General features: G+C 49.8%; 13 protein-coding genes. 4 read left to right on the top strand and 9 right to left on the bottom strand.

The genetic code is table 11. The features are described 5' to 3' along the window. Positions 1-127: 127 nt before the first annotated feature. Together IC229_RS20600 and IC229_RS20595 are read right to left on the bottom strand one after the other, a co-directional pair. Positions 128-2563, bottom strand: coding sequence for a LysM peptidoglycan-binding domain-containing protein (locus tag IC229_RS20600; RefSeq protein ID WP_190888905.1), 2436 nt, complete (start codon positions 2561-2563; stop codon positions 128-130). A gap of 43 nt (positions 2564-2606) precedes the next feature. Continuing rightward, the gene (locus tag IC229_RS20595) at positions 2607-3248 is read right to left on the bottom strand and encodes an O-methyltransferase (protein ID WP_190888904.1); all 642 of its coding nucleotides are present in this window, start codon (positions 3246-3248) and stop codon (positions 2607-2609) included. Between the two features lie 198 nt (positions 3249-3446). Here IC229_RS20595 and IC229_RS20590 point away from each other — a divergent pair, with 198 nt between their 5' ends. Continuing rightward, positions 3447-3857: a RidA family protein gene (locus IC229_RS20590; protein WP_190888903.1), complete on the top strand. Its 411-nt coding sequence runs from the start codon at positions 3447-3449 to the stop codon at positions 3855-3857. A 67-nt stretch (positions 3858-3924) separates the two neighbouring features. Beyond that, positions 3925-4422 (top strand): hypothetical protein, encoded by a 498-nt coding sequence (locus IC229_RS20585; protein WP_190888902.1) that lies wholly within the window; start codon positions 3925-3927, stop codon positions 4420-4422. A 269-nt stretch (positions 4423-4691) separates the two neighbouring features. On the opposite strand, the gene IC229_RS20580 is transcribed toward IC229_RS20585, so the two are convergent. The 7 genes from IC229_RS20580 to IC229_RS20550 all read right to left on the bottom strand — a co-directional run bounded on the left by IC229_RS20580 (position 4692) and on the right by IC229_RS20550 (position 18806). Next, positions 4692-8813 (bottom strand): non-ribosomal peptide synthetase, encoded by a 4122-nt coding sequence (locus IC229_RS20580; RefSeq protein WP_317171605.1) that lies wholly within the window; start codon positions 8811-8813, stop codon positions 4692-4694. A 467-nt stretch (positions 8814-9280) separates the two neighbouring features. After that, on the bottom strand, positions 9281-9733 hold the full coding sequence (gene dtd / locus IC229_RS20575) for a D-aminoacyl-tRNA deacylase (protein ID WP_190888900.1): 453 nt from the start codon (positions 9731-9733) through the stop codon (positions 9281-9283). A gap of 151 nt (positions 9734-9884) precedes the next feature. After that, a complete protein-coding gene (locus IC229_RS20570) occupies positions 9885-11048 on the bottom strand; it encodes a serine hydrolase domain-containing protein (RefSeq protein ID WP_190888899.1) in 1164 nt (387 codons plus the stop codon). Between the two features lie 518 nt (positions 11049-11566). After that, positions 11567-13075: a DUF1501 domain-containing protein gene (locus tag IC229_RS20565; RefSeq protein WP_190888898.1), complete on the bottom strand. Its 1509-nt coding sequence runs from the start codon at positions 13073-13075 to the stop codon at positions 11567-11569. 1 nt (position 13076) lies between these two features. Further along, on the bottom strand, positions 13077-15866 hold the full coding sequence (locus IC229_RS20560) for a DUF1553 domain-containing protein (RefSeq protein WP_190888897.1): 2790 nt from the start codon (positions 15864-15866) through the stop codon (positions 13077-13079). Positions 15867-16081: 215 nt separating this feature from the next. After that, positions 16082-17257 carry a serine hydrolase domain-containing protein gene (locus IC229_RS20555; protein WP_190888896.1) on the bottom strand — a complete coding sequence of 392 codons (1176 nt, stop codon included), beginning with the start codon at positions 17255-17257 and terminating at the stop codon, positions 16082-16084. 61 nt (positions 17258-17318) lie between these two features. Beyond that, positions 17319-18806, bottom strand: a complete 1488-nt coding sequence (locus tag IC229_RS20550) for a M28 family peptidase (protein ID WP_190888895.1) — start codon at positions 18804-18806, stop codon at positions 17319-17321. A gap of 111 nt (positions 18807-18917) precedes the next feature. Between IC229_RS20550 and IC229_RS20545 the strand changes: the two genes are divergently transcribed. Together IC229_RS20545 and IC229_RS20540 are read left to right on the top strand one after the other, a co-directional pair. Further along, entirely contained in the window at positions 18918-20483 is a 1566-nt protein-coding gene (locus IC229_RS20545; protein WP_190888894.1) for a serine hydrolase, read from the top strand. A 277-nt stretch (positions 20484-20760) separates the two neighbouring features. Beyond that, entirely contained in the window at positions 20761-22281 is a 1521-nt protein-coding gene (locus IC229_RS20540; RefSeq protein WP_190888893.1) for a M20/M25/M40 family metallo-hydrolase, read from the top strand. Positions 22282-22422: the final 141 nt, after the last annotated feature.

Here is a 22422-nt window from a genome sequence, read left to right as displayed (position 1 = left end):
TGTGATTCTGGTGATTTTTGTCATTCTGAGGCACGAAGAATCTTGAAGCTGGCAAACCTGAGAATTAGGATACGTTAAGATTCTTCGTGCCTCAGAATGACAAAAATCACCAGAATCACAAAAACGTCTATTTAACAATCTTGATTTTCTGACCCAATTTCACGTTGTTATCAGCCATGTTGTTCCACGACTGAATCTGCTCGGCCGTTACACCGTAGATCTGGGTGAGCCGGAACATGGTTTCGCCTTTGGCAACGGTATGATACGTAACAGATGATTTGTCCGTCGACGTAGCAGTGTTGGCTGGGGCCGATGCCTGACTGGTACGTGTCGGGCTGGCTTTAACAAGTAACTGCTGACCTACTTCCAGTACGTCGTTATTCGTTAAATTATTCATCGCCATCAGTTGATCGACGCTGAGGCCGTAAAGCTTGGAGATGCTGTAGTACGTCTGACCGGCTTCAACGGTATGCGTTCCGGTAGCACTTTTGCCACTACTCGCTGTGGTGGGCGTGGTCGTCGGACGAGTAACAGCAGGTGTGCTGGGTGCCGACGTAACTGGCTTTGTTTCAGGTGCAGTACGTTCAGGTGTAGTACGTTCAGGAGTGCTACGTTCCGGAGTTACAGGACGAGTATCGTTTTTTGCTACGTCAGCGTTGGTCGACCGCGAAGGCGTTTTGCTAACGGCGGTTAAGGAGCCATCAGCCTGTTGCTCACGTGGGCCTTCATATTTACCGGTTTCAGGACGCCCCATATCTGCATCCGATACGTTGGTTGGTTTAGTACGTTGCGTACTGGCAGTTGCATCAGACGTTTTTGGTTTTGATGTAGTGTTTGTAATAACATCAGCCGTCTTGTCGCGTTCAGGAGTTGTTGCTACCGGAACTTCTTTGACGGGTTGCGTAGCATCCGGCGTCCGGACAATCACGACCCGTTGCGAACCATCAGCGTCTGTCGGACTGCTGGTTGTCGGAGCTGGGCGATTGGTGGACGCAGGCGAACTGGTTGGCTGAATAGACGGACGTTGCGGCTCCGTACGAGGGGGAGCAGAAGCGGGTTCCGACGTGCCATCGCTGGGCGTAACACCACCACCTACTAATTTGGGCTGATATAACTTCCGTTCCGAAGCATTTTTGGGTACGTTGTTACCACCGTTCACCGTACGTGTCGCACCTGCCGACGGGTTTACTGAAGCTACTTCACGATTCGCCGGGGTTGGCGTCTGATCGTAAACCGGTGGCGCAGGCGCGTTAATAACTTCTACAGGCTTATTGGCCGGACGCCGGTCGCGGAGCCACATCACACGACCTGTCAGCAATTTCTGGATGCGGTCCAGGCGGTTGTAGCGCATCAGCTTTTTCAGCCGAATACCGTAGCGTTGCGAAATACTACGCGATGTTTCGCCGTCGCGTACGGTGTGAAAGGGCACAAGCGCTTTTTTTCGTTTCTTGGCGAGGTAATACACATCGTTGACGATGATAGGGTCTTTTTCGCCCATATCGTTGTAGCGAAGGAAACTCGACAGACTAATTTTGGCTTTCCGCGACAACAAAGCGGCATTATCGCCAGCCTGCGCCTGAATACCCGGCAATCCGTTGATTTCGTAAAGTACCGGGTCGTTTTTGCTGCTCAACCCGGTCGTAACCCGACGTAGTACTGGAAAACCAACATCGTTCTGGACAAATTCCGGGGTTTTCTTCGACCCCACGTTTACGATTTTCTGCCGAACATCGTTGATCTGATTGCTGGCCACAGGTACAGCCATGATATAAGCCTTGTCGGTCGGGAGGGTTTCGCCAATCACCCAGCGGTTGTATTTTCGAAGCTCAAACTCATCGACATCAAGTTCTTCGGCGATGGTTTTTATGGATTTGCCACCTCCGTTCGGGTATTCAATCAACGCGAAACGGTTGCTGGTCTGGTGCGTCTGGAGGGCGTTTTCGATAGCTACTTTATGGGCGAAGAAACGGAGGATGTAGCGATCAGTACGTCCGTCAAGAGCGATTTCACGGGCGTAGGACCAATCGGGTGGAATCAGTTTGGCAATACCGCCCGCCCCGAGGTAATACGAATACAGTGATGCTACCCAGTTGTTGAACTGTGCATTACTCTTTTTCAAGTACTTAGCCGCTCCCCGCGACGAGCTTGTGATGTTTTTTCGCTCATCAATCTGGTCGTCTACCCGCATTCCATAATCCATTGCGGTTTCGCGCTTGAACTGCCAGTATCCCACAGCCGACGATGACGATACGGCATCGGGCGTGAGCGAACTCTCCTGTACGGCCAGGTATTTAAAATCGGTTGGTACGTCTTCGTCGATGAAAATCGACTCGATCATTGGGAAATAGAGCACTACACGGTCGAGTTTGGCCGTCCAGTACTGCCGGTTCGATAGGAGGGCGTTGACATCCTGCTGAATGATACGTCGGGCGTCGGGGTCGAGACGGACCGAAATATCAGCAAAAGAAAGCTGTTCGGGCACAGTGGGCACCGGCGTCTGGGCTGATACCAGCAGGCTGACTAGTACGTAGAAGAGGGTTAGGGGAAGCGTAATTTTTTTCATGCGGGTACCGCGTTGGCGGTTTGTTTTTGGGGTCAGTTGAACATCAACGTTTGCGTATCATCATAATCCCGTCTCGAACGGGCAACAGCACATTTTCTACACGCGGGTCGTTCTGAATCAGTTGGTTAAACGCTAAGACAGATTGGGTGTCAAGATCCGATTGTTTAACCCTCTCAACAACCTTGCCACTCCATAATACGTTGTCGGCCAGTATAAAACCGCCAGGACGTAATTGGCTGAAAATCAAGTTGAAATATTGTGGATAATTTCGTTTGTCGGCGTCAATAAATACCAGGTCGAAAGTTTCGTTGAGCGTCGGGATGATATCGGAAGCCGAGCCGACGCGAAAATCAATCTTATGGCCTAATGGGGATTGTTGCCAGTATGAACGGGCAAAGGATTCCAGTTCTTCGTTCTGGTCGATGGTAATCAGCAGGCCGTCGTCGGTCAGTCCTTCGGCCAGGCAAAGGGCGGAGTAGCCGGTATACGTACCAATTTCGAGAATGCGTCGGGGACGTATCATCTGCGACAGTATAGCCAGCAGTCGCCCCTGTAAATGCCCCGACAGCATCCGGGGAGCCATTACGTGCGCGTGCGTATTGCGATTGAGCCGACGTAGCAACTCACCTTCGGGCGAGGTGTGTTCTTCTGCGTACGTGGCTATGTCGGCGGGCAAAAAATCCATTCGGCGGACCAATGCTACGTCCTAAATTGGGTTAGGAAAGGAGTAACAAATGGGCTGGTTTAGGTAAAATTAATGAGTTTTTAGAAAACGAACGTCGAAAAAGCGCATCTAGTACGTAAAAAGAAGCTGGAATGCATACTAATATTGCTTTAGAATCACTAAACCTGTTTAAACAGCCTCAATATAAAACAGACATCAATGGAGAAGCACTTTATTAACCCACCCCAACTCCCGAACTGGGAACAAGCCTTTTCTCAGGTAGTCGTGGTTAAAAGTGACTCTCTACAAACAATCTATCTTTCTGGCCAAGTCGCAATGGATCAGAATCTTAAGCTTGTTGGTGAGCATGATCTTAAAAGGCAGGCGACAAAGGCTTTTGAGAATCTGCAAATTGCGCTTGCTTCGGTAGGCGCAGCACCAAAAGATGTGGTTAAAATCACTATTTACGTAAAAGATTATAAACCCACAGATGCAACTATTGTGGGTGACGTATTTAGGAATGCTTTCCCTCATAAAAACCTTCCAGCAAGTACGTGGCTGGGTGTACAAGCTTTGGCTCTGGAAGGATTATTAATTGAGATTGATGCTGTGGCGGTAATGTCAATTTAACATATTCAACCTTTATTTTTTCTCATTTAGTTAGCATAATTGCACTTATACAACAGATCCTTTCCATATGTTTACCATTTTTACAGTATTAATTATGGTAGTAATAGTAGGTGTATTACTGCTGTTTATAGGAGCATTACTGAGAGGAAAAGCACAGAAAATCACGATCACATGCAGTCTAATATTATTATTATCATTTGTACTGTTTAGTAAAGATTGGTTTGGCCCTAGACAAGAGTACATAGACTATATGTTGGGTCAATACAGGATTGATACAACTAACCTGAAATATCCAAAAGAAATAGTTAGATCATATGCAGACTTAACCTTACTAGTAAGCAACGACCTCACTTTTAAATTAAGCAGAACTAGCCCTTATTTTAAATCAACTACTGGTACTTGGACTGTGGAGGCAGGAACCGATTTTGAGCTAGTAAAATTTAAGCTTGATAATGAGAAGTGGGAGGAAGATATGCTCTTGAAGAATGAAAGTTGGAGTTTAAAAAGCCAAGACACAACTCAGCAATACATTCTTTTCAGAAAAATCAAAGCTGTACAACATTAAGTCATTACAATCGTAAGCTCAGAAAACAATACACATTTTTGTACTTCTTCAAGAGTAACGGCAAAATACAAATATGGTCTAAACTAATTCTTTTCCATTAACATAAGATTAGTTATAAAACTATCTGGGAAATGTACAAATAGGTAGTCAATCCACAAATTGTATTCTGAGTAGTTAGCGTTCTTTAAACAATGGATTTATGGCTGATCGCAACTGTAGAGTTTTGCACTCGGAAGCTAGTCTGGTAGCCTCAGGTTAGTAATAAATGTTCAATTGCCTCGACTGTCGAGCACTTTCTGTAATATTCGGGCGAATTCTTTATCGTTGGGTGGCGCAAAAATATAGCTGTGCTCGCCCGGTACGTCGTGAATATGAACGCCTTTCCGGGCGAAATTCCGCCAGCCATAATAATCCTTGTCCGCTACGTAAAACGTCTGAATCAAGGCTTTGAACACGTGAACTTCCAGATCGGCGGGCCGTAACTGGAACCTGGCCAGCGCTATATCGTTGATGGCTTCAATTTTAAAGGCTGAATCAAGAATGGCTTCCTGCTGCTGCGTTTGCCCAAATTTAGCCTGCCAGTACACTTCGATAGCTTTGCGAAGCAGCACATAATCAAAGCGTTGATGTCCCTTTGATCGCCAGTATTTTTTGACAAGCCGTCGGTCAAGGGATTCCAGCTTGTACTTGATTCCCTGCCAACCGTGTTCTTTTAGGAGTGTGATCGTATGAAATAATTTTCTCCCCGACATCTCAAGACCCTTATACTTTCTGAACCACCAGGCCACGTCTGAAGACGACTCAAACGCTTCGGCATCAAAAAGAGCGACCATATCTACCTGTTTCCCCTGCTCAAGAAGCTGTCGGGCCATTTCATACGCGATCACTCCGCCCAACGAAAACCCACTCAGCGAATAAGGGCCTTGTGGATCATGAGCCACAATCTCTGATACGTAATGCGCGGCCATCTCTTCAATGGTCTGGCAAGGTTCATCGATGTTATTTAATCCACGAGCCTGAAGCCCATAAATGGGTTGGTCGGCGTGCAGATTCTGAGCAACTGTGCTGAATAACAATACGTTCAAACCAGCTCCGTGGACAATGTAAAGCGGTTTTCTAGTACCGGTTGGTTTGATGGGTACTAACGATTTCCAGGAAACACGCTGGGTGCCCTGTTTCAAAAAAGTAGCCAGTTTTCGAACTGTAGGTTGCTCAAAGAGCAAGGAAAGGGGCAGGCGACGGCCCGTGAGTTGGGCCAGTTCTGCCATTATTTTCACCGCTGTTAACGAGTGGCCGCCGATTTCGAAAAAGTTATCGTCAAGTGAGATGTAATTGGTGTGGAGTGCTGCTTTCCACAACGACAAGATCATCTGTTCCTCCGGCGTACAGGTTTGGACAGGAGCGTCGGCTTGCCCAGCTTCAACCGGTATAAACGTATGAATTACAGGCGAGGGTAACGCCTGACGATCCAGTTTGCCACTAGCTGTAATTGGTAACGTTGGCAGCATCACAAAATCGGTCGGAACCATATAATCGGGTAGCGACGTAGCAGCCAACTGACGCCATTTCTGAAGCTCTTCACCGATGAGTGATACGTAGCCATGCTGGACGTAACGTTCGGTAATCGTATTCCGAGTTACTACGTATGCCACTAATCGCTGATCGCCCGGTTGGTATTCCCGCGCTAGTACGGTAGCTTCATCAACGTCCGGCAGTTTACGTAGTACGTGTTCAATTTCAGCCAGTTCGATTCGGAAACCGCGAATTTTTACCTGATGATCGAGACGGCCTTTGTACACAATATCCGGACGAGTCGTTGCGGTGCCCGGTGCGAATGCGCCTAAATCACCAGTTCGGTAGAGTTTTTCAGGGATGGAGGAAAAAGGGTTGTCGATGAATTTTTCTGCCGTTAATTCGGGCCGGTTCAGGTACACGCCCGACACGCCTTCGCCCGCAATGCATATCTCACCTGACTGTCCTTCTGGAGCCAGTTGGCCCGTTTCGTCAACTAAATAGATGCGCGTATTGGCGATAGGATGCCCGATGGTTATGTACTCGTCAGTTGGTAAAATACGTTTGCCCGTAGCGTAAATGGTGGTTTCGGTAGGCCCGTAAAAATTCCAGAGTTCAGCGCAATATGTCAACAGCTTTTGGGCTAAATCCATAGGCAGTGCTTCCGCACAGGAGACAGCACGAAGGCGATCATGGCCTTGCCAACCCGCAGCCAGCAGCATCCGAAACGTAGCGGGGGTGGTTTGCACGAAGGTAATCGACGTATCACTCAGCAAGTTGGCGAGCGCTTCGGCATTGCGCGCCGTTGCCGAATCCACTATGATCAGTTCGGCACCCACCAGCAGCGGTGTATAGATTTCTACGACCGCCAGGTCAAAAGCGATAGTTGCCAGCGCAATCGTTTTGTCGGTATGCGTGAGTCCCGGTTCGCGGGCAACGCTATACAGTACGTTCGTTACGCTGTGATGACGGATAAGCGCACCTTTCGGATGGCCTGTCGTGCCGGATGTGTAGAGAATATACGCGATATCCTGCCCAGTGGGGCCATGTTCTGGGAACGTAGTAGGATACTGTCCCAACGTTGGTTCAATGTCCTCGATCAACAACTCATGACCCATCATTAATTTTACCCGACCCTGAAAGGCTTGCGAGGTTAACAGCAAACAGCAGCCGGCATCATTCATGATAAAGGAGAGCCGCTCAGCCGGATGTTGCGGGTCAACCGGGACATACGTAGCGCCCGCTTTCAGAATCCCCAGCATAAACGTAATCATCGCCATCGAGCGCTCGATAGCCAACCCTACGCGGTCGCCCGATTGCACGCCATGAGAACGTAGCGCATGAGCAATCAGGTTAGTTTGTTCGTCCAGGGCCTTGTAAGTCAGGCTTTCGGCCTGAAAACGTAGTGCTACTTTGTTCGGAAACCGGCTTGCCGTTTCTGACAGCAGCGTAGTGAGCGCTTTGTCGTGCGGGTAGGGCTGATAATGAGTCGAGTAATCTGGTATGTTACGTTGTTCCGCCTTGCCCAAAGCCAGACCGATTGAGGCCAATGGTGCATCTGGGCGCTGGGTAATCATTTGCAACAGAGTCACAAACGATTTGTTAAACTGTGCGATGGTCGTCGCTCGAAATAATTGTTTGTTGTAGGACCACAACAGGCGAAACTCATCCTGATCGCCAAGGATATTAAGCGAGAGTTCAAAATTTTCGTAGGCGCGTGGGTTACTGATTAGCTGCTGACGAAGGCCTCCGAACGTAATACCGCGCTCCGGTGTACTATCGACGTTGAACACAACCGGTACCAGCGGAATACGCGCCGGATCACGTGGGATAGTTAATTTTTGTAAAAGCGATCCAAACGTAACGCGTTGATTTTCATTAGCGGTAAACAGTTCTTGCCGAAGCCGATCCACTACGTATAGAAAGGAATACGTTGGGTCAAATTGACTGCGTAAGGGCAGCAGATGAACACAATGACCAACTAAATCATACTGATCGACCGCCAATTGGCCCGCTGCTGGCAGCCCAACTACAATTTCTTTCTGGCGGGTCAGTTGATGCAGCCAGACTTCAAAAGCGGCCGTCAGAGTGACTAAAAGACTACTCTTTGTTTGTAGCGCCAGTCGCTTGATAGCCCCCGTTATATCGGCGTCCAGCACGAAATCGGCTCGATTACAAGCGTACGTACGCGGAATCGGACGGGGTACGTCGGTAGGCAAACTGACCGTCGGTACGTTCGAACGAAACTGGCTAAGCCAGAATGCTTCACAGGACGCATACGTATCACTTTGTACAAAGTCCTGTTGATCAAGGCTGTATTGGCTAATCTGAGCTGGAGTTGGTAAAGGAATGGCTGTGTTACCCTCACTATAATCTGTGTAGAGCTTACCCAATTCCTGAAATAGAACACCCAGCGACCACCCGTCGCAAATGATGTGGTGAACAGTCAACGTGAAATGCCAGCGTGTGCTGCCTAGCTTGATCAAGGTTGCCCTGGCTAATGGCCCGGATTCTAGATCAAATAGAAAATGAGACTCTAATTGCGTATGCTCATTTATGGCTGCGGCTTGTCGAGCAAGATCCGTGTCTGAAAGATCCTGTAGAATAAGAGGTACCGTCAGGTCATCAGAAATGCACATTTGCTCCCCGGTTGGGCTGAACGTAACGCGCAGTGCTTCATGGCGAGCTACTACGTCACTCCAGGCAAGGTGAAAAGCACCTTCATGAAGTTTACCGTCAAACCGTAACGAGATCGACTCATTAAAAGCACGATTTGCGTCATCGCCACCTAACTGACAGGCAGTCCATATCTCCTGTTGTGACTGAGTAATAGGGACGTAGCGTGTCGATTCCTCTCCAGCAAAGGGATCGAAATCCACTGGTATATAAGTAATTGACCAACCATTAATGCTCATAAATACGCTATTTATGGAAAAGTATACGGGGCTATATAGGTAAGCGAATCAGTATTTTTAATCTATTTTTAATGTAAATTAATTTTAAGACGATTTTAATCTCATTTGGTCATCTAGTCCTTCTGGCAAGATTGAAAAAAATTATTTGACAGTAATCTGTTGGGGGAGAGGGGCTTAACAGTAGCCACTGAAAATGGCTTATAATCTGTATTTTACGCTACTGGCCTTAACGTGAAGTATAGGTAATTACTTTTTTGCCATTCTTCCGCTCCGGCGGCCCGGCTTCGTCAGGATGACAAAAAGCAACTACCCATACTTCACATTAAACTTATTAAAGAGCAGCAGAATAATTGGGTGCGCTGGTAAACGACTTTGCGTAACGAATCAAAATAGATTGGGCAGTACGTTCAAAAGCTACTCAGCATGGGCAACTAGATGCGGTTTTTGGAATCGATGATAATCGTAACAGGCCCGTCGTTGAGCAACGATACTTTCATGTCGGCTCCGAACGTACCGGTTTGAATTGGTTTTCCTAACTCATCCGATAAGTGCGAAATCATGGTTTCGTAAAGGGGAATTGCTATGTCGGGGCGGGCGGCTTCGATGAAGCTGGGTCGATTCCCTTTTTTAGTGTTGGCGTGCAGCGTAAACTGGCTGATTAACAGAATATTACCATCTATAGCGGCCAGATCGAGGTTCATTTTACCTTCATCGTCGCCAAAAACACGCAGACCAACAATCTTCCGGCTAAGCCAGTCAATATCCTCACGCGTATCAGTATGCGTAATGCCCAGCAATACAAGAAAACCGGCGCCAATCTGGCCTTTGATTTCATTGTCAATACGTACTGAAGCTTGCGTAACACGCTGAATCACAGCAATCATAAGTGAAAATGGGATTTTTTTATGTCATGCTGAGGAACGAAGCATCTTAAGGCATCCTGACTCGAGAGTGAAGAGGTTTTTAAGATGCTTCGTTCCTCAGCATGACGAAAAATACTATGACAAATTAGATTCAGCAAAACCACTACGTACTCTACCGGCCACTCACTGTCTTCGACCGCGCCGGACGCAGGTATAACGTAGCGATTTCCTGCGCAATCACTCCCGGCAGCGCTTCATCTGCATTCGTTAGAACGATAACCGACAAACCGGTTTCTGGAAAACGAGCGTATTCCGACCGAAATCCGGGTAGCGACCCACCATGGTGAACACGCGGAGTGCCCTGTAACGAATCAATCTGCCAGCCAAAACCATAAGGGTAGGGCTTCCCATCGGTCAGGACAAAAGGTGTCCAGGATTGTTTGCGACTCGCTGCTGTCAGAATTTTGTCCGTATATAAAGCGGCATCCCATTTCGCGAGGTCCAGCACCGTCGACAGAAAAGCACCGCTGGGACGTAGCGCCCGGTAGGCAATTGCCCGGTGGCGATGATCTTTTTCCCAAGTGTAACCGTCGGCCCGGTTTGGAACAATCTCTGTTAATGTAGTGGTTCTGGTGGTTGACATATCCAGCGGAGTAAAAACCCGCTGTTTCATAAACGTAGACCAGGATTGCCCCGAAACTTTACGGATAATATCGGCCAACGCAAAGTAGCCGACATTACAGTATTGCCACTTGGTGCCAACCGGGAACACTAACGGCAGCGGAAATGCAGCTTCTACCAAAGCAGAATCAGGTTTTACTTCTGTGGCATCGAACGCTGGGGATTCCCGGATCAGGCCAGACGTATGCGACAACAAATGACGTAGCGTAATGCCCTGCCAGGTTTGCGGGGCTTTGGGAAAATATTGATGGATTTCGTCATCCAGTTTCAGTTTGCCTTCCTGCGCCAAAATTAGAATGCCGGTGGCAATCAACTGTTTACTGACGGAACCAATGGCATAAACACTTTGCGGTGAGGCCGCTACGTTCAGCTCAACATTCGCGAGACCGTAACCTTTGGCCAGTACTACGTTCCCCTTCTGAACCACGGCAATCGAAACGCCCGGAATATGTTTGGCGTTCATATGCTTCTGAACAATCGCATCAATACTATCAACCGAAACCGACTTGAGCGACTGTGCTGCTATGTTGTCAGTAAAAAATACGGCGCAAACCAGTGCAAACAGACGTAGCGACTGTCGAATACTACGTAGCGCTCGGGAGCTGTATCCAGGAAGGAAACCATTTGTTGATTGACGTAACGGATTTGATTTCATCAGTTTTAGGGAAGTACGTAGTGTAGTGACCGAAATAGCACAGTCGTGCGGCCATAAAATTACGTATTCAACTGTTAACTTGATACGTATCGCCACAATAGCGACAGCCCGGAGCCAACAAAAAACCAGACCGTAAAACAGTCTGGTTTTCCATTAAAATCCCCTCAGTGTTATCGCTTTAGAATTTTCAGTTTTTGTAAGCTTTATGAGTGTTCACCTGCAACAAGAGTATACCAAAAGTATGATCGACGGGTATACTGACGCGCTGTACTACGTCGGCTTGTTGAATTAACCACGTAGCGCGCCCCCGACCGTAACCATTTCGAGTATATATCGGAGGAAGAAGGAGAAGGTAAGTCGACAGCGAAAAAATAGTTGCTTGTGCTACGTTGCGCCGATCGTACAGACCACAGTGGCGACCTGACTTTTCTGATAAATGTCTGACTTGAAGGTATTATGCTATTTTTTGTGGCGTCAGATGCTTTCATCTGACGCCACAAAAAAGCGGAGTTATAAAATTACGCTAGAATGGGCTTGATAACCTTCCCTGCTACGTCGGTAAGGCGGAAGGGGCGGCCCTGAAACTGATACGTGAATTTTTCGTGGTTGAAACCCAGTAAGTGCAGAATCGTAGCCTGTAAATCATGCACATGCACTTTATCTTTCACGCCGTAGTAGCCAATATCGTCGGTTTCGCCGAACGAAAAGCCGCGTTTGACGCCACCACCCGCCATCCAGACCGTGAATGCTTCCAGATGATGGTCGCGACCTTTGAAGGGAAGACTTTGTCCATCGCGGTTTTCCTGCATTGGTGTCCTGCCGAACTCGCCACCCCAAACGACCAGCGTATCTTCGAGCAAACCGCGTTGTTTGAGGTCGGTCAATAAAGCGGCTACAGCTTGATCTGATTGGCGGCATTTGTCATGAAAACCGAGATCGAGGGCGGTGCTGGTATCGGTACCGTGGGCATCCCAACCCCAGTCGAACAACTGTACGAAACGAACGCCACGCTCGACTAGCCGACGGGCCAGCAGACAGTTTCGGGAGAACGAGCCTTTGTTTGGATCAACGCCATACATGTCGAGCATGTATTGGGGTTCGCCTTTGATGTCCATTGCGTCGGGAACCGACATCTGCATCCGAAACGCGAGTTCATACTGGGCAATCCGGGTGAGCACTTCCGGATCTTTAACTTCGTCGTACTGCTGCCGATTGATTTCGGAGATAGCGTCAATGGTACCTTTTCGAATGTCGCGGGGCATCCCGGCCGGGTCCGATACGTAGAGAACCGGTTCGCCGTCGGTTCGGCACTGAACGCCCTGATATACAGAAGGCAGAAAACCGCTGCCCCAAACCGACTTACCGGCATCAGGTTGTTTGCCGCCGGATGCCAACACGATATAGCCCGGTAGATTGTCGTTTTCTGAACCCAAGCCATACGTCACCCACGACCCGATACTGGGCCGACCCAACCGAGCTGAACCGGTGTGCATCAGCAACTGTGCCGGAGCATGGTTGAACTGGTCGGTGTGCATCGCTTTCAGAAACGTAATTTCGTCGGTCACGCGATGAAGGTGCGGCAAATAATCCGAAATCCACGCGCCCGACTGACCACGCTGGGCAAACTTCGCCTGTGGGCCAAGCATCTTGGGAACCCCCCGAATAAAGGCGAATTTCTTCCCTTCAAGCAACGATTGCGGGCAATCCTTCCCGTCGTATTTTTGCAATTCAGGCTTGTAATCAAACAACTCCAGCTGCGAGGGCGAACCGGCCATGTGAATGTAAATCACCCGTTTAGCCTTCCCTGCAAACTGGGCCGTCCGAACATCCATCGGCTCCCTTTCCCCCGAACCCGGCACCTGCGTACCCACTACACCTTTCTTATCCGATTCGCCAAAAAAGCCGCAGCTACCGAGTACAGTGCTCATCGCCATTGCACCTATGCCCGTGGAGCAGGTATGCAGAAAATGCCGCCGGGTTTCCCGTTGCAGAGCTGCTTGCTGGAGTTCTTCAAGGAGTTTTTTCATGTCACTCTTTCGTAATCACTTCATCCAGATTCAACATGGTGTTAGCCGTTACGGTCAGGGCCGCCAGTTCGGGTGTTGCCCTGGGCATGTCGTTAGAGCCATAACACCCCATAAAGGTCTGCGCGTCGGCTGGATGTTTTTTGTAATACATCTCGGACTGCTTGTATAAACGTAGCAGTACCGCCAGTTTGTTTGGGCTTGGATTACGTAGCATCACCTGTCGGAAACCTGCCTGAATCTGCTGTTCCGCCGTTTTACCCTGTTGCTGCATCGAAGTCGCCAGCGCCTGCGCCGACTCTACGAAAACGGGGTCGTTCAACGTAACGAGCGCCTGCAAAGGTGTGTTGGTACGTATCCGACGTACCTGACAAAACTCGCGGCTGGGGCTGTCGAACGTGAGCATCGACGGATAGGGGGCGGTACGTTTCCAGTGGGTATACAACGCTCGGCGATACTTGTCTGAACCATCGCTTAATTTCCAGCTTTCGCCGTTATAGGGCGATTGCCAGATGCCATCGGGTTGGGCGGGCATTACGCTGGGACCAAACATTTTGCGACTCAGCAACCCGCTGACAGTCAGCGCCTGATCACGAACCTGCTCGCTGGTGAGCCGCACGCGTGGCCCCCGCGCCAGCCAGCGATTGAACGGGTCTTTGGCCAATACGTCCGCCGACACACTCGACCGTTGCTGATACGTTGCCGACATAACCATGCGCTTCAACAGGCGCTTCACGGACCAGTGATCGGTTTCCATAAACTCGGCAGCCAGATAATCCAGCAGTTTCCGATGCGTGGGCGGGATGCCCTGCGTGCCCAAATCCTCAACCGTTTCAACCAGACCAGTGCCGAATAATTGCTCCCACAACCGATTGACAGCCACACGAGCCGTAAGTGGGTTTTCGCGGCTGACCATCCATTGGGCCAGACCCAATCGGTTGCGTGGTAGTTCTTTTCCATTCGTATCGGTCGTAAACGCGGGCAACGATTTTGGTACGTCTGGCGTCACAACTTCCCCTTTGACCAGCCAGTTTCCCCGCTCGAAAACGTGCGTTTTTCGGGCGAAATTGCCTGATCCTTCCAGTAAAACGAGTGTGGTTTCTGGATTGCCGTTGAGGATGGTTTGAAGCTTTTGATCTGCCTCTCCCAGCGACGTAGCAGGTGTTCCGGGGAGGGCGGGTCTGAACGACAGCCACTTAACCATAGTCCAGTCTTGCGGCTTTTTCGGATTGTCGAGCGTTAGGTAAAGATGATGACGCCCCGACAGTTTCGGCAGCGCCAGCACCATAATCGAGTCATTCCACGGACTACCGGTTTTCGGAACAGGCAGCGTCAGGATGGATGGTCCGGTTGGGCTATCCTGACGTAGCGTTAACGTAGCACTATCCGATTTTGTCCCGATTGCCATCACCAGCCGGTTCATGCCGGTGAGGTTTACACTTTTAATACGTGACGACCCACCGTGGTAAAATCCGTAATACTGCGCGCCAAGTAACGACGAATTGACGTATTGATCGAAGTCGTGCGAATTGATTTTAGGCTCGGTCATCCGAACGAAATTCATCCAGTCCTGCACCTGCTGCGGTTGCGATGCATGGGTTTGCACCCACGTTTTCAATTCCGCTACGTTCACCGAATCCGTACCTTTGAAAAACCGGAGCTTGGGTGAGTCATTCTCTACGTCTTCGTCGCGCGTATTGTTGAAAAAAGCGAGGTACTTGTAGTATTCATCGTGCGTAAACGGGTCGTAGGGGTGACTGTGGCACTGTACGCAGGCAAACGTAGTACCTTGAAATACGTCCCACGTAGTATTGACCCGGTCGATGATGGCGGCTGTTCGGAATTCTTCATCCTGCGTACCGCCTTCGTCGTTAGTCATCGTATTGCGGTGGAATCCCGTCGCAATCAACTGATCGTCAGTGCGGTTGGAGAGCAGATCGCCGGCCAGTTGTTCGACTGCGAACTGGTCGTATGGCTTATCCTGATTGAACGCGTTAATAACCCAGTCGCGGTACCTCCATAGACTTCGCTGGGCATCTTTTTCATACCCTTTCGAGTCAGCGTATCGGGCTAAATCGAGCCAGAGAGCCGTCCAGCGTTCGCCATACGCAGGCGAGGCCAGAAGCCGGTTTACTACGTTCTCGTAAGCATTTAGGGATTTATCCTGGACAAAATCGGTAACCTCTTTTTCAGTCGGAGGTAGTCCGGTAATATCGAGTGAAAGGCGACGGATGAGTGTGGCTTTATCAGCTTCGGGCGATGGTTTGAGGTCGTGTTCGCGAAGTTTTTCGAGAATGAAATGGTCGATTTCATTCTTGGCCCAATTCTGCTCCTGATTATCAGCAATTCCCAAACGGCTCCAGAATGTGCCAATTTTTGGTACGTCCGGTTTTTCGACGCGGGTATAAGCCCAGTGATCGCCCCATTCAGCACCCTGATCGATCCATTTGCGGAGTACATCAATGTCTTCCGGCTTGAGCGGGTCAGCTTCCAGCGGCATCCGTTCCTCATGGTCGGTCAGGGTTAACCGACGTATCATTTCACTGGCATCAGCATCGCCGGGGATGATGGCGGGTTTGCCCGATTTAGCCGGAGCCAGCGCTTCGTGCCGAAACAGAACCGAAAAGCCACTCGCTTTTTTAACTCCTCCGTGACACGTAATGCAGTTCTTGTTCAGAATCGGTTTTACCTGCGTATTGAAATCGATACGTTCCTCGAACAAACCCAGGAACGATGAAAGCAGCAATCCTACGCCGATAATAGCCGCACTAAATACGATGACTCTGGTATGCATATGCCGAAGAGAATACGTATCAACCTAAGCAGAATTTCGGGTTAGTCTACTTGTAAACGTAAGCCTGGGTTAAGCAGAAGCTTCCCAAATTTAACTCTAACACTAGTCTCAAAACCAGGGTTTTTGTCATGCTGAGGTACGAAGCATCTTAAGGCATCCGAACGATCTAGTTAGTAAACCTTAAGATGCTTCGTACCTTAGCATGACAAAAAATATTACTGCTTCACCGCTGCCAGTACCCGTTTGAACAATTCATTAGGGTTGCCGTCGTGCCACCGCCAGACAATCACCAGGTCATGCTCTGGATCGACCCAGATGATATTGGAACCGGCACCGATGGCGGCATAACTCGTTGTTGGAGCGTCAGGCCAGGCTTTCTTGCCGGTCGAACTGGTGCCCGTATTCAGCCACCACAAATACCCGTAATCCGGGCCATACGGACTGGGCCTGGTCGCCTGTTTGACCCAATCCGAGGAAACAATCTGCTTGTTGCCCCACCGTCCCTGCCGCAGAAACAGGTATCCGAAACGAGCTTCGTCACGGGTGTTTATCCACAGACCACCGCCCCAGCGGGTACCGCCACTAACCGAGGGCATTTGTTTTCCGTCTATGTCGGCCACAGCATTCGGATAGGTAACGTAGCGCCAGGTATCTGACGCACCAATCGGGTTCATGATTTCGTCCCGTACTACGTCGGGGATGGGCTTTTTCCAGAGACGTAGCAGCGAAAGCGCCATACGGTTGATTCGTACGTCGTTGTACTCATAGAACGTACCGGGTTTCTGAAGCGAGCGGGGTTTGCGTTCTCCTCGGCCGAAGGCTTCTTTTCCAACAAAATCGCTGTTTTTACCCCACAACGCCCCTTCCCACTCGCTCGATTGCTGAAGATGGTGCTCCCACGTAATGTTTCGGTTTTGTTCGGAATCGTAGCCACCGTCGTGAATCAATTTGGCTACCGGTTCGTGAATATCAGGAATCAATCCGCGTTCGTGTGAGATGCCGACAATGGTTGATAATACGCTTTTAGCCGCGCTATATGTCGGGTCAGGGCGTTGGGTTTCTCCCCATTCGGCCACAATGTAGCCGTGCCGGATAACGATGCCATTCGTAGCCGCCCGGCTGGTCGGCATCGGGCCGAGTAACTTTCCGAAAATTTCTTCCTGCGTCGAAAAATCCGGCGGCATCTGCTTGGTTTCCTGCGTTTTGGCAAAAGCAACCGCCTGTTCGAGTAGGTTAGCATCCATACCAACCTGAGCCGGAGCGCGGTGTTCCCAAGTATCGCCCTTTGCCGGGAAGTACGTTGTCTCTTTAGCCGGTTGGCGGTGGCAGGCAGTCAGAAAAGCTAGTGCCAGCCAATAAAAATAGATGCTACGTAGTGGTTGTAATTTCATTTGAAAGTTTTGATCATAAAGGAGTTTTTTATCATGCTTCGTTACCCAGCATGACAAAAAACTACCGTTCCAGTTTAAAATCTTTATCCAGTCCTACGCGCTGCGGTCGATTTGCTACGTCCCAACCGGTCAGGTAAATCCACTTGGCGATACGTGTCACTTTGGACGTATTGATACGTTCCGGTTCGTCTTTGGGCGTATGGTAGTCAGGATGGAGCAGGCTGGTGAAGGCAATGGCCGGTACGTTGGCGCGGGCGTAGGGGAGGTGGTCGGAGCGGAAATACCAGCCTTCAGGATGATCGGGTTTATCCCAGAGCGTATCCAGTTTGAAATGCGATTCTGACTGGTTTACGGCCAGAGCTGCATTCACCAGATCAGTTGAGTTGCGGTGCGGGGGGTGCTGACCCAGAATGCAGGCACTATCGGCGGCATTCCGACCAATCATCTCGGCATTCAGAACGGCCACGATAGACGAACGGGGTACTGTGGGTTTTTCAACGTAGTATCGAGAACCTAACAATCCACGTTCTTCAGCCCCGTGAAAAACAAACAAGGCTGACCGTTTCCCTGGTTTTCGGGCGAACGCTCGTCCGATAGCCATTGTCGCTACGCAACCACTGGCGTTATCGTCGGCGCCGTTCCAGATGGAATCACCCGCTACCGCCCGCCGAACACCATCATGGTCCTGGTGAGTGCTGAACAGGACGTATTCATTTTTGAGTGTAGGATCAGTTCCCGGCACTTTAGCAACGATGTTCACGGATGGATAGTTAAAACTTTCGACGTTTACTACGTTGGTAAACTGCTGGTTAGGTTGCTTTATCCAGTCCAGCGTACTAGCCGGTAGCCAAACAGTGGGTGCTTGCGAAAACACGCGGGTGTTGGTTCCGCCGGGGAGGTCGTAGCGGCCCCGTTCAAGGCCGGTGGTCCAGCGGTCGAAATAAAACTGCGCATCGGCGTTCGATACCCAAATAACGGCCAACGCCCCGGCTTTCACTAACTCGGCCGCCCGACGGTTCATGGTACCAAGCAGAAAGCGTCGGTAGCTTAATTCGGCCGGTGCCGTTCCGGAAAATTCCAGCGCAACGGCTTTTCCCTTTATATCGACCTTCGCCAGTTCATCGGGCGTACCTTTTCCCACAAATACCAGTGGCGCATCGACTGAGGCAATGGCTGGAGCCAGAATAAATGCGTCCTGACCATGCGTCAGTTGATGCGTACCGATGTTCAGTCGGCTGGTTTCGGTGATACGTGTGCGCTGAATATGAAAGAACTGGAAGAACGTACCGTCGTCGCCCGCCGGTTGCAGACCCATAGCCCGTAGCTGATCGGCAATCCAGACCGAAGCCTTTAATTCATCGAGTGAGCCACCTTCGCGGCCTCGAAAATGATCGCCGGCGAGTGCAAAAAGGTCACGTTTAATGTCACTTTCGGTGATAGCCGCTACAGCGCTGGCTTTCGATTGCGCCCAACTGGACTTGGGAACGTAAAGAGCTAACAGGAGAATAGCTACAGCTTGCCAGAATTTATGATGCTTTCGATAAAACATGGTTGTATTTGAAGAACAATAGAAGGAATAAAGCAAATCTACACATAGACGCCTGAATTCGCGTTTTGGCAAACTGATAAAACATTATCTTAGGGCAACCATCAACCTGCCATGAAACAAGCCTTTACTTTCCTGACGGTCTTCGTCACTACGTGTCAGCTTCTGTTCGCCCAATCCACAAAAAAACAGACGGATTCCCTCGCTCACTTTGATGCGTACGTGCAGCAAGCTGTGCGCGACTGGCACGTACCGGGTTTGACGGTTACGGTTGTGAAAGAGGGTAAGGTACTATTCAAGAAAGGCTACGGCGTTCGGGCGCTACGTCCGGCATCAACTGCCAAAACCGAATCCGTTGATACACAGACACTATTTGCGATGGCGTCGACCACCAAAGCCATGACTGCCGCCTGTCTGGGGATGCTTGTCGATGAAGGGAAACTGCGATGGGACGATCCCGTGGTCAATTATTTACCCGACTTTCTGTTTTATGACCCCGCCGTTACGCGTGAGGTTCGGGTGCGCGATTTGCTCATTCATAATACGGGCGTCGGAAATGCCGACGTATTGTGGGCCGCCATGCAGATTCCGTCGGATGAAATACTACGTCGGATGCGGCTGATCAAACCTTCGTATTCGCTACGTTCGGGGTTCATTTATCAGAATATCATGTATCTGGCTGCCGGGAAAGTGCTCGAAAAAGTGAGCGGAATGCCCTGGGAGGTATTCATCCGAACGCGTCTGTTCGAACCACTGGGTATGCAACGTACCAAAGCGTTATTCAAGGACGTAACAGACGCCAATCGGGCGAAACCGCACGTAGAGGTGAACGATACGATCCGGCTTGTCGACAGTCCAACCGAAGAGGGACTGGTAGATGCCATAGGTCCGGCGGGTTCGGTGTGGACCTGCCCCGACGACGTAGCGGCCTGGATGCAGTGCATGCTCGACAGTGGCCGATACAACGGAAAAACGTTGCTAAAACCCGCTACGTGGGCCGAACTGTTCAAGCCGCAGACGCTCGTAACCGACGGCCAGTTCTACCCAACGCAGCGACTGACGAAGCCCGTTTGGAAAACCTACGGCCTGGGCTGGTTCCAGCACGATTACCGGGGACATCGCGTCAATTTTCATACGGGTAGCCTGACTGGTATGGTCGCCATTCACGGGCAACTTCCCGACCGGAAACTGGCTGTTTACGTACAGGGAAACCTCGATCATACCGAAGTACGTCATGCACTGATGTACCGGGCTTTTGATACGTTCGGTGGGCTAGGTATTGACCGTGACTGGAGCCGGGATTTGAAACAGCTATACGGCGGTATTCGTCAACAGGCAAAACAGACCGAGCGAAAAATCGACAGTACGCGGGTAATGAATACAAAACCATCGCTTCCAATGACCGCTTACGTGGGTACGTATACCGACCCGCTTTACGGAAAAGCCGACGTAACGCTTCGGAACGACAAACTCTACGTAACGATCAATAGTCTGTCGACGGGCTATCTGGACCACTGGCATTTCGATACGTTCCGGCTCCGGTACGATCAGTTCTGGAATGGCAAAGACCCCGTCAGTTTCATCCTTGATACGCAGGGTAAGGTGATCAAATTAATCTGCGGAGGCATGGAGTTCACTAAAACTCCCGACGTAACAAACAAGGCGGCATCGGGGCGGTAGGCGTAGTGATTTTGTCATGCTGACGAAGGAAGCATCTTAGAAACTGTCTGAAAAACCCCTAAATCCCCTGAAGGGGACTTAACTCGCACAAAGTCCCCTTCAGGGGATTTAGGGGTTTTTGAACGAATTACAAAATAGTTTTCAGACAGCTTCTTAAGGTTTTCATACTCTCAGGTTTTGATGCTTTAAGATGCTTCCTGCGTCAGCATGACAAAATCGCTCGATGAATTGCCTAAAATCAGTTAGTGGAAGAACTCATACAACCTGAATTATACTCATGAAAAAAACCGTACTCCTTGTATTAATCAGTGTCATTTCAACCCGCGCCCAGACGGTGACGGAGCAGGTTCGTCAATATCGAAAAGCGCATGAAACCGCGTTGATGGATGAATACCGACAGTTTTTATCCATTCCCAACGTATCGAGTGATTCGGTTAACATCCGAAAAAATGCTACGTTCATTATGCAGATGATGAAGCAGCGGGGCATTCAACCGATTCTGCTCGATGGCGCTAAACCTGGTACGACACCTGCCGTTTTTGGAGAAATGAAGGTGCCGGGCGCTCAAAAAACGGTCATCTTTTATGCCCATTACGACGGCCAGCCCGTAAACCCGAAACAGTGGGCGGATGGATTGCAACCTTTTACGCCTGTTTTCGTTACGGCACCGGTTGAGCAGGGCGGCAAAATCGTGACAACGTACAAATCAGGCGATGCCATTGACCCGAACTGGCGGTTGACGGGGCGGGGGAGTGCCGATGATAAAGCCGGTGTCATGACTATTCTGAATGCCTATGATGCCCTCGTAAAAAGTAAGATTACGCCTACTGTCAATCTGAAATTTTTCTTCGAAGGCGAAGAAGAAGTTGGCTCGACGCACCTGGGTGAAATTTTCGAGAAACACCGCGATAAACTCGCCAGCGATCTCTGGATTATTGCCGATGGCCCTCGCCACGTATCGGGGAAACGTATCGTTCAGTTCGGGGTTCGGGGCGATGTGAATATGCACCTAACTGTGTACGGACCGAAGCGCCCATTGCACAGTGGCAACTATGGCAACTGGGCACCCAATCCGGCTTGGCGACTAGTGAAATTACTAGCCAGTATGAAAGATGATGATGACAAAGTGCTCATCAAGGGATTCTATGACGACGTAGCACCATTATCAGCCTCCGAAAAACAGGCGCTGGCCAAGGTGCCAAATATGGAAGCCGCCCTGAAACAGGAATTAGGCATCGCAAAACCCGACGGCAACGGAACGCCGTTTGTCGAATTGCTCATGCGTCCGACGCTGAATATCAACGGATTTCAAAGCGCTAATGTGGGCGCGATGGCAGGTAACGTAATACCGGCCAAAGCCGAAGCAGTTCTCGATTTGCGACTTGTTCGGGGGAACGACGTAACACGGCAGATTGGGCGGGTCAGAGATCATATTCAGGGTCAGGGTTATCAGATCATCGACCACGACCCGACCGATGCCGAACGCCAGCAGTATCCGAAGCTCATCAAAATCACCCAGGGACACGGCTACAACGCCCAGCGAACTCCCCTCGATTTACCTGTTGCACAATCGGTCATTAAGGCGGTTCAATCAACTACCGCTGAGCCTATTGTTATTTCGCCCTCATCGGGTGGGAGTTTACCGCTTTATTTATTTGAAAGTGTATTGAAAGCCAACGTAGTGTCGGTGCCGGTCGTAAATTATGACAACAATCAACACGCCGAAAATGAGAACGTTAAGGTACAATATCTCTGGGAGGGCATGGAGATCATGGCGGCTATCATGCTAATGAAGTAGCTTCATCAGTATGACAAAACACTCATTGGCAACATTTTCTCGGAATGTCTAAACAGGTTCGGTATGTAACTTCCTGTATAGCAGGACTCCTGACAAAAATCTGAAAAAATATATCAGCTAAGCGAACAATTTTCTGTAATT

This window comes from Spirosoma profusum (genome assembly GCF_014699005.1).
Classification (GTDB): domain Bacteria; phylum Bacteroidota; class Bacteroidia; order Cytophagales; family Spirosomataceae; genus Spirosoma; species Spirosoma profusum.
Note: the sequence above shows the minus strand (reverse complement) of the source record. Positions and strands in the feature narration are given on the sequence as shown.

Bases quoted from the DNA above. Each gene is read 5' to 3' on its own strand.
- IC229_RS20560 (WP_190888897.1), bottom strand. From the start codon at position 15,866: ATGCATACCAGAGTCATCGTATTTAGTGCGGCTATTATCGGCGTAGGA.
- IC229_RS20540 (WP_190888893.1), top strand. From the start codon at position 20,761: ATGAAAAAAACCGTACTCCTTGTATTAATCAGTGTCATTTCAACCCGC.
- IC229_RS20570 (WP_190888899.1), bottom strand. From the start codon at position 11,048: ATGAAATCAAATCCGTTACGTCAATCAACAAATGGTTTCCTTCCTGGA.
- dtd (WP_190888900.1), bottom strand. From the start codon at position 9,733: ATGATTGCTGTGATTCAGCGTGTTACGCAAGCTTCAGTACGTATTGAC.
- IC229_RS20565 (WP_190888898.1), bottom strand. From the start codon at position 13,075: ATGAAAAAACTCCTTGAAGAACTCCAGCAAGCAGCTCTGCAACGGGAA.
- IC229_RS20600 (WP_190888905.1), bottom strand. From the start codon at position 2,563: ATGAAAAAAATTACGCTTCCCCTAACCCTCTTCTACGTACTAGTCAGC.
- IC229_RS20545 (WP_190888894.1), top strand. From the start codon at position 18,918: ATGAAACAAGCCTTTACTTTCCTGACGGTCTTCGTCACTACGTGTCAG.
- IC229_RS20595 (WP_190888904.1), bottom strand. From the start codon at position 3,248: ATGGATTTTTTGCCCGCCGACATAGCCACGTACGCAGAAGAACACACC.
- IC229_RS20550 (WP_190888895.1), bottom strand. From the start codon at position 18,806: ATGTTTTATCGAAAGCATCATAAATTCTGGCAAGCTGTAGCTATTCTC.
- IC229_RS20555 (WP_190888896.1), bottom strand. From the start codon at position 17,257: ATGAAATTACAACCACTACGTAGCATCTATTTTTATTGGCTGGCACTA.
- IC229_RS20585 (WP_190888902.1), top strand. From the start codon at position 3,925: ATGTTTACCATTTTTACAGTATTAATTATGGTAGTAATAGTAGGTGTA.
- IC229_RS20590 (WP_190888903.1), top strand. From the start codon at position 3,447: ATGGAGAAGCACTTTATTAACCCACCCCAACTCCCGAACTGGGAACAA.